Source organism: Priestia sp. KCTC 13724 (assembly GCF_056820425.1).
Genome location: NZ_JBXDLD010000090.1, coordinates 17,113 through 29,285 on the forward strand (window position 1 = coordinate 17,113; position 12,173 = coordinate 29,285).

Sequence of the window (12,173 nt, forward strand, 5' to 3'; positions counted from 1 at the left end):
TGTATTAAAAATATTAATATGAGCCTTCAGAAAACATAATAATGGTATTTAAACAAAATGGTAGCTATTACATTGATAGTTTAAAACTATGGAGGGAAAAATGGAGATACGCTTATTTCAATATGTAATAGAAATCTACAAGATGAAAAGCTTTACGAAAGCCGCTGCGAATTTACATATCGCTCAGCCTTCTTTAAGTAAACAAATCTCCAAGCTAGAAGATGAGCTGGGTATTTTATTATTTAATCGTTATTCAACTGGTATTGAAATAACAGAGAAAGGCAAGCTGTTTGTTGTAAGAGCACAGGCTATTTTACGTATGCATGACAATTTACAAAAAGAGCTAGAGGATTCCAAAAACATAAAAGAAAACAGTATCACAATTGGCGTTACCCCTATCACAGGTGGACATGTTCTTCCGCCTTTGCTAAAGCAGTTTATGCATCAGTATCAAACTGTAAAAGTAAAGTTTCTGGAAGACTCAAGCGAAAATATACTGAAATTATTGGTCAACGCTAAAGTAGATTTTGCTTTGCTATCACTTCCGATTAAAGATGAACGCTTAAAATATGAACCTTTTTTAACAGAAGCTCTCTACCTTGCTGTTCCAAAGAATTCGCCCAATTGGCTACCACCTTTATCGAATCGCTTAACCGATTACGAAAATTGCCCATTCATCTTATTAAAAAGCGGGTTTGACTTTCGCTCGAAGGTACTCTCTTTATGTGCAAATCACCAGTTTCAACCAGCAGTAGCTTATGAAACAAGTAGTATTGAAACAGCTCAAGCATTAGTTTTGAACGGCCTTGGAGTTACCATTGTTCCTGAAATGGTTATTAAACATGATAATCCTTCCACAATTCGCTATATAAAACTAGAGCACGCTACGCGTACGCTTGTATTCGCTCACGTTAAGGATTTTTACCTTAGTCAAGCTTCAAAGAACTTTATAAATATGGCAAAAAGCACCGAAGTTTCTACTTTCAACTAGAACCTCGGTGCTTCCTTTTATTCTTCCTCTTCTTCTATAACCTGACCGATGAACGATAGTACAGATCCACCTGCTTGAATCCAGCTTCCAAACACATTTAATACTTCTCCTTTATTATTATTATCTGTCCCTGTTGCTTCTTCTAGTTCTTCTGCTCTTAAATCATACCCATCACCTAGAGCTTGCATCGAATTCCCAATAATTTGCATGATATTTCCGACGATGCTATATACCTCTCCAATATTTGAGTCGTCCTTTAACTCATCTCCTAAAGCAGCCGCTCCTCCCAAAGCTTGCATTAAGTTTCCAGAAATAGTAAGACGAGTTTGTGCATCCCCTTCTTCTAACAAAAGAAGGCCTGCAACAATGGTGGAGTTGCCGACAGCTTGAATTTCGTTTCCGATTTTTTCGAGTGAGATTTCTCCTTGCCCATCTGCTTCTAATGCGTTACCTGTTCCCTGAAGTAAGTTCCCCCAAAGATTTAAATTGTACTTAGCTTGTTCAGAAAGCCACCAGAAAGGCGTACTTCCAACTGCGGCCGTTATGGTTCCGATAGCGGCAATTGCAGCTCCAACTACTTCCAATTGTCCATTCTCCATCCATGCCACGCCCCATCATAAAGTTCTTTTTACAGCATATGCATGAGAAATTGAAAGTGATTTCATCTAAAAAATAGCCCTTTACGTTATGTAAAGCGCTATTTTTTGTAATGTTATCCTTTTTTATTTACAAGTAACATATAAGCACATAAAGCAAGTAACTCACAGATTGCAATAACAATTCCCATCGCTAAATCCGTATTGTTTCCAAATGCGCCTACTAACGGCGCTACGGATCCTCCTAGTAAAAATGGGAGTAGTCCTAATAAAGCAGCTGCACTCCCCGCTTGTTTTCCTTGAGTTTGCATAGCTAATGAAAATACCGTTGTATTGACAATCCCAACGCTTGTTACTGAGAAGAATAAAAAAAGACACAGCAGCAACACAGAGTCTGTAAATAAAATAGCGAGCACTAAGCTAATGCTGCCAACAGCAGCTTGAATCAGACCATACGTCAGCAAGATACTTTCAGAAATTCTTCCTGCCAAACGTCCCGTCACCTGCGTGGCAATAATTAAACCTAAACCATTAATACCAAACACAGCACTAAACATTTGTGGAGACAACCCATAAATTTCTTGAAGAACAAATGTTGAGCCCGAAATGTAAGCAAACATTGCGCTCATTACGAACCCTTGCGTCAACGCGTAACCTACAAATGTTTTGTCTTTCACTAAGCTTCCAAAGGTTTGTAAAATCTCTTTAAATCCGCCTGTTTTACGGCGTTCCGGCGGTAGTGTTTCATCTAGTCCAACCATAACGCTGATTAACATGACTAAGCCAATTACGGTTAAAACACCGAATACTCCTCGCCACGATACGAACTCCAGTACTTGACCCCCTGCAATCGGTGCTACAATAGGTGCTAACCCGTTAACGAGCATCAGCATTGCAAAAAATTTAGTTAAATCTGTTCCTGAAAACAAGTCTCGCACGCTCGCTCTTGAAATGACCATACCAGCCGCCCCTGCAGCTCCTTGAATAAAGCGTAAGGCAATAAATATCCAAATAGTAGGTGCCACAACGCATAAAGCTGAAGCGATTGTATAGATAATAATTGAAATAACGAGAGGCTTTTTTCGACCTTTAATATCGCTAAAAGGCCCCATTAACAGTTGACCAAACGCTAACCCAATCAAGCAGGCTGTTAAACTAATTTGAACTAAAGATGTTGTCGCATCAAGTTCTTTTGCAATTGTTGGCAGAGCGGGTAAATACATATCGATTGTAAAAGGCCCAAATGCACCCAGCCCTCCTAAAATTAAAACAAGCAGCAAACGGCTTTTTGAACCAACTGCTATATTTTGCGCAAGCTCTCTTTGCATAATATTCTCTCCTTTTTACCCAAATGAAAAAGAGCAACTGTATCCGTTGCTCATTGAACTAAAAACAAAATTTTAACCAGTAGATATAAAATCCATATTGAGACAATTAAAATTAATCCATTTAAAAGACGATTTTGAAACGTTTGAGTTTTTTTCTTTGGCTGAGCTTGTTTTCTTCGTTCAGAACGACTCATGGGCTGTTGATTATCATGATTCGCTAACATGATCTTGCATCTCCAATCTTACTAACAAAATCTTTTCTCGCTAAATAGTTTACCACACTTCTACTAAATAGTGGAGAATAACCATTACAAAAAAGAGGGTGGGACATAACAAAACAAATTTTCAAAAAGACACACAATCTCTTTTCTCACCTCTTTACGTTATCAGAACACGTTCGTTCCATTGCGCTACGGCCACTCGCTTTCCGCGGAGACTGTCCTTCGCTCCATTCCACCCTGTTTCTAACATTGTTTTCACAATCAACAAAAAACCTGAACGATTAAAAGTGAGGAACTCTCAATCGTTCAGGTTTATCATTGGCTGAAATCCTTATGTCCCAGCCTCCCTTTCTTTATCTTTTTGCTTTAAATTTCCACACATAGCTTTGAAAGTCGCCTTGTAAGGAAATAGGGATATGAATTCCACTGTACATAAGCTCATCGCCCCCATACACCTTATCTGTTCCTATTAATTCATACGATTTCTCTGAATCTAACCCATGAAGTTTGATCGAGCGCAAAGGTGCCGCCGGCTCAGCAAGTACACGATAATAAAATACTACTACCTCTTCTTTTGCTTCATCCGTAAATAACCATGCTGTTTCATGTCCTTCAAATGGACTTAAGAGTCGATAAAAATTACCGTACTGAATGAGTCTTCGAATTTCCTTATATTCCACAATTTGCTCTTTTACAGCTTGTTTCTCTTCATCTGTTAGCTTCGTTAAATCTAGCTCATAGCCAAGGTTGCCAGCCATTGCTACATCACCGCGCATCTTTAATGGTGCATAGCGATGAATTTGGTGATTCGGAATATCTGATACGTGCGCTCCCATTGATACAATCGGGTACACAAGGCTTGTGCCATACTGAATTTTCAGACGTTCAACCGCATCCGTGTTATCGCTGGTCCAAGTTTGCGGCATGTAATACAGCATCCCTGGGTCAAAGCGTCCTCCACCACCAGAGCAGCTTTCAAATAAAATATGAGGAAATGCAGTTGTAAGGTCCTCCATCATTTTGTATACGCCTAAAATATGGCGATGAGACGTTTCTTTTTGACGCTCAGCAGGAAGAAGTGCTGAACCCACTTCTGTTAAGTGGCGGTTCATGTCCCATTTAACATACGTAATTGGAACGCTTGAAAGAATAGCTGAGATGCGTTTTGTAATTTCAGCGCGTACATCTTCTCTAGAAAAATCAAGAACCAGTTGCTCTCGACTTTCCGTTCGATGACGGTTCGGTACGTGCAAACACCAATCCGGATGTTCTCTATATAAATCACTATCTTTTGAGACCATTTCAGGTTCAAACCATAAGCCAAACTCCATGTTTACGTTGTTTACACGTTTGGCCACATCTTCTAAGCCTGCAGGAAGTTTCTCATTATCAACGAACCAATCTCCAAGTGACGTTGTGTCTGAGTTGCGCTTTTTAAACCAGCCATCATCAAGTACAAACAGCTCCATGCCAAGCTCGCTACCTACCTTGGCAATTTGCTCTACTTTCTCCGCATCAAAGTCAAAGTAAGTAGCTTCCCAGTTGTTTACTAGTATTGGACGCTCTTTCTCTTTAAATTCACCGCGTAATAGATGGTTTTTATATAAATTATGGAAAGTGTGAGACATTTCTGATAAACCTGCAGCTGAATATACCATGACGACTTCAGGAGTTTGAAAAGCCTCCTCTTTTTCTAGTAACCACGTAAAATTATGCGGGTGAATGCCTACAGATAAACGCGCCGTTGAAAACTGGTCTACTTCTACTTGGGCTAAGAAATTACCGCTATAAACAAAGTTAAATCCGTATACTTCTCCAGAATATTCAGTCGCATCTTTACGAAGCAGCGCAAGAAAAGGATTCTGCTGATGGCTGCTTGCACCTCTTATACTGCCAACAGATTGAATACCCGTATGCAATGGCTGACGCTCAACATGACGCTCTTTCCCCCATGCACCTGGCAGTGAAAGCATATCAAATTCTGCGTCCCGAAAATCAACGTTAGCACTGAGAGCACGAATCAACTTTATAGACTCTTTCCCTTGGTTTTCAAACTTTGTCGCACGCGTAATCCCATTATAGTTTTCAAAAACCGTATACTGTAACGTTACTTCTAAGCCAATAATGCCATCTTCTAACACAACCTCTAGAGTCTCTGCTTCATCATCAGAATGAATATATGTAGCTGGTAATTCTTCTAAGCTAGGTTTCCCTTCATAAATTCGATGCTCTTTATAACGTAAATCCGTAACCGCTGTACCATTTGATAGTTCTACTTGATAAGCTGGTGAACGAAAATCACCGTTTCCATGCTGAGGGTATTCTTGAGGTAACCAATCCAGTGAAAACGTGCGGTCTCCTTGATATGGGTTCGGAGAAAACGAACGGTCTAACGGCTGGATTTGGTTTGTGTGATTGTAGTTATTAATCTTTCTCCCCCAGTAAAAATGAGCTAAGTAATTATCTCGAACAAGCCCCATTACGTAGCTTGTATCTTTTGCTTTCAAGTGAAAGATCTTATTCTTTTCGTCAAATAAAATAGACATTTCTCTCCATCTCCCCTAGCTTTGTTGTCATTCTATCTTTTCTGCTATACTTTCCCGAGCAATAAAGCTCGTAGGTAACATAACCTTAATTGGTAACTCTCTTCCTTTTAATCTATCATGAAGAAGCTTTACCGCTGTTTTCCCCATTTCTTCTGTATGAATTTTAACTGTAGATAGGCTTGGAGTTAGGTAAGCTGCTGCACTAATATCATCAAAACTAACAATTGATACTTCCTTTGGCACATGAATACCTGCTTCATTAAGCGCTTTTAAAGCTCCAATAGCCAATGGGTCACTCGCTACAATAATTGCAGTAGGCATGCTTTCTTGATTAATTAATTCTTTCGTCATTTCGTATCCATGAATTGGATCCCATCCCGTTACTTTTACATAGCGTGAATGAAAGTTCCCTTTTTCTTTCATCACTTGTTCATACGTGTTTTGACGTCTTTCAGAATGATGCTCTCCGGCACTGTCACTGAGGCGCTTTGTAATCACTTTCCCACCAATAAAGGCAATATCTTTATGCTTCATTTCTTCTAGCTTTTCAATTAAGTCTCTAGTTGCAGCTTCGAAATCAGACGTCACTACATCAAAATCATTACCTTTAGGTGTATAGTCAACAAAGATTAGCCTATTTTTATTGTAATAAAATGACGCTAAATCTTTTTCGTCAATTGCTCCTATCACAATTAAGCCGTCCAAATGATTAAGTCCGCCTTTAGGGATTTCATTTTCACCAACCACAAATACGTTTTCAATTTTAAATTGATAAGCTTCACAAATACTTTCGATGCCTAATCGAATAGATAAAAAGTATGGATCATTCACTTCATCTTTTTGTGATGTTGTTAGGATTAAACCGATAGAACGAGTCTCTGTTAATTTTGAATACGCCGTATTTTTTCTTTTTGACGACTGATAATTTAAGCTTTTTGCAGTGTTAATTACTCGCTTACGCGTATCGTCAGCGACGGATAGAGTTTGATCACTATTTAAAATTCTAGATACGGTAGCGATTGAAACGCCTGCTTGCTGTGCAATATCTTTAATCGTTGCCATAAGTTAGCCACTCCCTGTAAAACTTCTATTTGCTTTTATGATAGCATACGAAAATTGGTATAGACCAAACAGTTTACGAAAAAAGACTGCTTGCTTATTATGCAGTCATCGGCAAAACAGTTAATTTTACTACTTTTTAGTAAAATTAACTAAATTTATTTTATCAAAACCTCCGATGGAGTTCAACATCTTTTTGAATACGTTTTCAAAAAAAGAAGAAAGAAGAAGCTGATTAACCTCAGCTCCTTCTTTCTTCACTCTCTATTCAATGGCGTCATAAACGCCTGTTACAACGCTTCCATATTGACCGGTTTCAAACACATCTCCTTCAAAGCGATTTGGATTTTCTGACGGATTAATAAGTGGTGAATGTTTCTTGTTCGTCAATAAAACAATACCTAAACCCTTCTCTCGATCAATGATTGTGACAGTACCAACCCAGCCAGTATGGCCAATTGCATTTCGACTTGCATGAGGACCAAACATCCATCCCATGCTTTCATCCCCGTTTCGTCTCCATCCAAGTGCATATGTATAGTTCATAGGTGACGGCTCTGTAAAGGTTTGAATTGTTTGCTCATTAAATAATTGATGACGACCATATCCTCCTCCGTTTAACATGACTTGTAGTAAAACTGCTAAATCACTCGTTGTTGAAAACAAGCCAGCATGCCCCGAAACACCTGCCATTGAATAATATGCTTTTTCGTCATGAACTTCTCCCTGCAGTGTGTAAGTTCGAACATTCGGAAAGTTGATAACACCATCCCGCGTATTGCCCTGTAGTTCAGTTGCCGCAAAGTCTTTTGACTTAAACCCTTTTTGTAGCGGGTTAAACAGTGTATGTCTCAAGCCCAATGGTCGATAAATTTCATTTTCCACATAATGATCTAAGCGCTGATTAGTAATTTTCTCAACGATAACGCCGAGGAGCATATAATCAACGTCGCTGTATACAGACTAATCATAAACGGTACATGTTCATTAAAATATTTTTTTATAAAGCCAGACAAAAGCGGGCCCATAGCGGCAATTCCTACTCCTGCTATAAGCGAGGTCATAATTAAAAAGCCTGTTGAATATGTAAAAAAACGTAGTACCGTCCCAATTCCAATCAAACAAAGCGCATACCCAATAATACGCTCTAGCCCAAATTTTTGAGCCAAGCTTGCAGCAAGCGGTGAAAACACTCCCATACACAACACGGGTACAGCTGTCAAAAGGCTAGCCGTAGACGCATTCATTTGAAGTGCTGACGTAAGCTCCTGTAAAATAGGGGAAATTGAATTAATAGCTGGCCTCATATTTAGTGCTGCAATCATAATGGAAACAGCAAATAAAACCATTTTCTTTTTATTGATGATCATCACCCCCACACCTTCTCTTCTATTATACGTCAGTCCTTCTAACAATGACGTAAAAAAAAAGAAGCTTCCATTGGAAGCTACCTTTACTCATACTCTTTTTCAAAGTGTTTTGTATTCCGAACCGTTTCAATTGGTCGTACAAGCTTTTCAATTTGTTCACGTTTAGGCTCTAAAAATGGAGGAAGTGAAAGCTTTTCTCCTAGTGTTTCATACTCTTCATCTCCCATAAATCCTGGACCATCCGTTGCAAATTCAAATAAAATCCCAGGAGAAACGCGAGCATATAAAGATTCAAAGAAATGACGATTCACATAGCCTGATGTTGGAAATCTAAAGCTCGCAAGTCGATCAATCCACTCTTCAAGTACTTGACGATCATTCACTCGGAACGCAACGTGGTGAACGGTTCCATACCCTTGAATACCTTCAGGTAAAGTTGTGTTATGTTCAACTACTACTTGAGCACCGTTCCCACCTTCTCCAACTTCAAATAGATACAAGTCACCTTTTTGGTCCACCTCGCGGAATAATAATACTTTCTCTAATACTTCCTTAAAGAACTCATAATTCGCCACGCGTACAAAGATTGGACCAAGTCCAGTAATGGCATATTCCAGTGGAATCGGCCCCTTTTGCCAAGGTATACCAGAAGCTACTCCGACATTTCCTTCATCAGAAATTAATTGGTATTGCTGATCATCAAAGTCCACAAAAGATAAAGTTTTCTTTCCGAATAGTTCCTGAATACCACCGTGATGAACACCTAAACGATTAAATCGCTTTTCCCAATATTGAAGTGCTTCATTGTTTGGAACACGAAATGATGTTTTAAAAATTTCATTCGTACCATGAGATCCTTTTGGAATTCCTGGGAAGTCAAAAAACGTCATATCAGTTCCAGCACTTCCTTTATCATCTGCAAAAAACAAATGATAGGTTTGAATATCGTCCTGGTTGACTGTTTTTTTCACCAAGCGCATCCCTAGTACATACGTGAAAAACTCATAATTTTTTTCAGCACTACTCGTAATAGCTGTCACGTGATGAATACCTTTTAATTCATTCATTCTAATTCCTCCTAACTAGGATTATGTTTATACCATCATTTATTTTCACATCAAATATCTTTAATTCGAGATAATTATATCAAATTCACTTTCATTATGTCAATGTCAATCAGCTCATTATAATAAAGTTAAAAATGGACTCGCCCTTTTCTACTCAATACAGGCTTTTGCATATACCAGGTTGTCCGGTTTTTCATATCTTATATTAAGTAGAATGCATTAGAGCTTCTACTAATAAAACAACTGGGAGATGATTGTCAATGTGTAGAAAACACGACAAGCACCGTAAAGGTAAAAAAGATTATGGTAAGAAAAAGTTTAAATGCTACTGCTACGAAAAAGATTCTTACAAAAAAGATTACAAGCACGATGACAAAAGAACTTGTGACAAAAAGAAACACAGCTACGACAAGAAAGAAAAATGCTCTTATAAAAAAAGCAGCAAACGCCACGGTAAATGGGACTACTAATTTAAATAAACTAAATTTATTTTAGTAAATAGAAAGAATAGAACGATTTTTGTTCTATTCTTTTTTATCTTCATTTCTTCACTTTCCACCTACATTAAAATGAATCAACAAACAATTAAGCTTTGGTATGAGTAGTACTATAAAAAAGAGTTTGGGACATAACAAAATGATTGCTTCTAAGAGACGAACAATAGCTGTTCCAATCTTTTTGGTTTGTCTGAACACGTTCGTTCCATTGCGCTACGGCCACTCGCTTTCCGCGGGGAGGAACCTGAGCTTCCTCGCTGCGCTGCGGGATCTCCGTTTTCCCTCTCTTTCCCGCAGGAGTCGAGTGTCCTACGCTCCATTCCACCCTGTTTCCAACATTGTTTTCACAATCAACCAAAAAACCTGAACGATTAAAAGTGAGAAACTCTCAATCGTTCAGGTTTATCATTGGCTGAATTACTTATGTCCCAGCCTCTCTATTCTGTTACGATAATTGGTTGACCTTTCGTCACAATGATTGTGTGCTCAATTTGTGCAACAAAGCTTCCATCATTTGTCGCTAACGTCCAGCCGTCATCCAGCTGATATGCTTCTTCAGCATTTGTTGACACGAACGGTTCATACGCAATAACCATTCCATCTTTTAAAAGCGTGCGGTCTCTTGGCTCATAGTAGTTATGAACGTGATCTGGCTTATCGCGAAGTGAATGTCCTACCCCGTGACCCGTTAAGTTAGTAATAACCGTGTACCCACGTTTGCGTGCACTGTTATGAACAGCTCGCCCAACATTACTAAGCTTACCACCAGCTTTAAACTTTTTAAGTCCCTCATCAAATACTTCTTTTGTCGCTTTACAAAGCTTCTCTAAAAACTTATTACTGTCCCCAACAACAAACGAAATGCCCGTATCAGCAAAATAACCGTCTTTCGAACCTGATACATCAATATTAACAAGATCCCCATCTTCAATTACACGTTTACCAGGAATGCCGTGAGCTACCTCTTCGTTTACACTAATACAAGAATAGCCTGGGAAATCAAATAGTTCTTTCGGAGCAGAAATTGCTCCATGTTTTTCAAAAAGTTCTTTAGCTAATTCATCTAGTTCGCCCGTTGTAACTCCAGGCTTCGTTTCTTTTACTAACGTATCTCTTATCTCAGCAAGAATCTTTCCAATTTTCATTAAGCCTTGCCTTTCTTCTTCAGTACGTACTATCAATTTCTATTCACACCTTTCATATGAACATATCTTATCTTACTCCAAGGATTCAAGCAATGAGTTAGGATTATAAATAAATAAAACAAAATATTCATTTTTTTCACCACATAAAAATGAGTTTGGGACATAACAAAATGATTGCTTCTAAAAGACGAACACTCACTGTTCCCATCTCTTTGATTTGTCTTAACTCGTTCGTTCCATTGCGCTACGGTCACTCGCTTTCCGCGGGGAGGAACCTGAGCTTCCTCGCTGCGCTGCGGGATCTCAGTTTTCCCTCTCTTTCCCGCAGGAGTCGAGTGTCCTACGCTCCATTCCACCCTGTTTCCAACATTGTTTTCACAATCAACCAAAAAAGCTGAACGATTAAAAGTTATGAACTCTCAATCGTTCAGGTATAGTAGAGGCTGAACTACTTATGTCTCAGTCTCATTTCTTTATAAGCTAATTACTGTTTTATAGTATGGATTCATTAATCTAACAGCTCTTTATTTTTTGCATACGAGCGTTTTAATGAAATATATTCAGCAAGAAACATTAAAACACCGCTAATCAATACAATACCTGCTACGTCAAAAGACTTTTCGCTAAACGCTTGCCACCCTAAAAATAATACATATAGTAACGGAAACAACACTATAAAGCTAATCGACTTTACAACAATTCGCTTTTTTTTCTTTTTCATTAAAAACCATTCATTTGTTAAAAGAGCACAATATTAAACTATTTGCTTTTACCAACCAGCCTGGAATTTCAAGCGGAGAAGCAACCAAAAATGAGTTTATAAACGAATTGACTTCATTTGGGTTTGACGACTTTTGCATTTGTCCCCATCATCATACTGCGGGATGCACATGCAGAAAGCCGAGTATCGGCATGCTTATAGAAGCTGCCCGTAAGCATCAGTTAGACTTATCAAAATGCGTGATAATCGGAGATCGGTGGACGGACATTGAAGCTGGAAGGAAAGTAGGAGCAACAACCATTTTAGTGCAAACAGGTGCAGGAAAAAAAGCTCTTGCTGAGAATAAGCATGAACAAACGAAAAATTTCCCTCATTATATTGCTACGAACTTAGAAGAAGCGGGAAAGTGGCTCCTCAAAGCTTAGTTCTATTTAAAAGGGAAAAAGAGAATGAAAGATAAAATGTTTTATGTTTGGTTGGCCGTTATTGCATTGTTCACAGGTGAAATCGTGTTATTTATGATGCTTTACTTAGTGTTAATGGCACTCCAGGGCATACACCAAACGTTGCTGCATTTTTATGAAGATTGGAAGCGCAGGAATAACATATGAAAAGCCAGCTTGACCATATGG

At 38.6% G+C, this 12,173-nt stretch carries 14 protein-coding genes and 1 pseudogene; 3 read left to right on the plus strand and 12 right to left on the minus strand.

All coding sequences use genetic code 11. The annotated features are described in order from the left end of the window. Positions 1-100: 100 nt before the first annotated feature. Positions 101-991: a LysR family transcriptional regulator gene (locus AC1UFB_RS12920; RefSeq protein ID WP_100347122.1), complete on the plus strand. Its 891-nt coding sequence runs from the start codon at positions 101-103 to the stop codon at positions 989-991. A 17-nt stretch (positions 992-1,008) separates the two neighbouring features. Here the strand turns inward: AC1UFB_RS12920 and AC1UFB_RS12925 are convergent, their stop codons facing one another. The 8 genes and pseudogenes from AC1UFB_RS12925 to AC1UFB_RS12960 all read right to left on the minus strand — a co-directional run bounded on the left by AC1UFB_RS12925 (position 1,009) and on the right by AC1UFB_RS12960 (position 9,178). After that, positions 1,009-1,590: a DUF6944 family repetitive protein gene (locus AC1UFB_RS12925; protein WP_328101110.1), complete on the minus strand. Its 582-nt coding sequence runs from the start codon at positions 1,588-1,590 to the stop codon at positions 1,009-1,011. Positions 1,591-1,703: 113 nt separating this feature from the next. Continuing rightward, a complete protein-coding gene (locus AC1UFB_RS12930; RefSeq protein WP_412760553.1) occupies positions 1,704-2,915 on the minus strand; it encodes a multidrug effflux MFS transporter in 1,212 nt (403 codons plus the stop codon). 50 nt (positions 2,916-2,965) lie between these two features. Then, positions 2,966-3,139: a hypothetical protein gene (locus tag AC1UFB_RS12935; protein WP_153301140.1), complete on the minus strand. Its 174-nt coding sequence runs from the start codon at positions 3,137-3,139 to the stop codon at positions 2,966-2,968. Positions 3,140-3,489: 350 nt separating this feature from the next. Continuing rightward, positions 3,490-5,682, minus strand: a complete 2,193-nt coding sequence (locus AC1UFB_RS12940; RefSeq protein WP_328101755.1) for an alpha-galactosidase — start codon at positions 5,680-5,682, stop codon at positions 3,490-3,492. A gap of 27 nt (positions 5,683-5,709) precedes the next feature. Then, on the minus strand, positions 5,710-6,744 hold the full coding sequence (locus tag AC1UFB_RS12945; RefSeq protein ID WP_328101754.1) for a LacI family DNA-binding transcriptional regulator: 1,035 nt from the start codon (positions 6,742-6,744) through the stop codon (positions 5,710-5,712). A gap of 261 nt (positions 6,745-7,005) precedes the next feature. Beyond that, a pseudogene (gene pbp4b, locus AC1UFB_RS12950) lies at positions 7,006-7,701 on the minus strand (penicillin binding protein PBP4B); the annotation flags it as partial. After that, entirely contained in the window at positions 7,635-8,111 is a 477-nt protein-coding gene (locus tag AC1UFB_RS12955; protein WP_100347118.1) for an MFS transporter, read from the minus strand. The gene AC1UFB_RS12955 and the pseudogene pbp4b, both read right to left, overlap by 67 nt. A gap of 83 nt (positions 8,112-8,194) precedes the next feature. Next, on the minus strand, positions 8,195-9,178 hold the full coding sequence (locus AC1UFB_RS12960; protein ID WP_482589379.1) for a ring-cleaving dioxygenase: 984 nt from the start codon (positions 9,176-9,178) through the stop codon (positions 8,195-8,197). 303 nt (positions 9,179-9,481) lie between these two features. Here AC1UFB_RS12960 and AC1UFB_RS12965 point away from each other — a divergent pair, with 303 nt between their 5' ends. Beyond that, positions 9,482-9,673, plus strand: a complete 192-nt coding sequence (locus tag AC1UFB_RS12965; protein WP_076512809.1) for a hypothetical protein — start codon at positions 9,482-9,484, stop codon at positions 9,671-9,673. 90 nt (positions 9,674-9,763) lie between these two features. On the opposite strand, the gene AC1UFB_RS12970 is transcribed toward AC1UFB_RS12965, so the two are convergent. From AC1UFB_RS12970 to AC1UFB_RS12985, 4 genes are all read right to left on the minus strand, one after another. Then, positions 9,764-10,000 (minus strand): hypothetical protein, encoded by a 237-nt coding sequence (locus AC1UFB_RS12970; RefSeq protein ID WP_482589380.1) that lies wholly within the window; start codon positions 9,998-10,000, stop codon positions 9,764-9,766. A gap of 112 nt (positions 10,001-10,112) precedes the next feature. Then, positions 10,113-10,856, minus strand: coding sequence for a type I methionyl aminopeptidase (gene map, locus AC1UFB_RS12975; protein WP_025910904.1), 744 nt, complete (start codon positions 10,854-10,856; stop codon positions 10,113-10,115). Further along, complete coding sequence (locus AC1UFB_RS12980; RefSeq protein WP_100347116.1) at positions 10,853-11,176, minus strand: hypothetical protein; 324 nt, start codon at positions 11,174-11,176, stop codon at positions 10,853-10,855. Before AC1UFB_RS12980 ends, map begins: the two co-directional genes overlap by 4 nt. A gap of 152 nt (positions 11,177-11,328) precedes the next feature. Then, positions 11,329-11,541 carry a hypothetical protein gene (locus tag AC1UFB_RS12985; RefSeq protein WP_061786350.1) on the minus strand — a complete coding sequence of 71 codons (213 nt, stop codon included), beginning with the start codon at positions 11,539-11,541 and terminating at the stop codon, positions 11,329-11,331. A 14-nt stretch (positions 11,542-11,555) separates the two neighbouring features. On the opposite strand from AC1UFB_RS12985, the gene AC1UFB_RS12990 reads away from it, so the two are divergent. Beyond that, the gene (locus tag AC1UFB_RS12990; RefSeq protein WP_326046276.1) at positions 11,556-11,966 is read left to right on the plus strand and encodes an HAD-IIIA family hydrolase; all 411 of its coding nucleotides are present in this window, start codon (positions 11,556-11,558) and stop codon (positions 11,964-11,966) included. Positions 11,967-12,173: the final 207 nt, after the last annotated feature.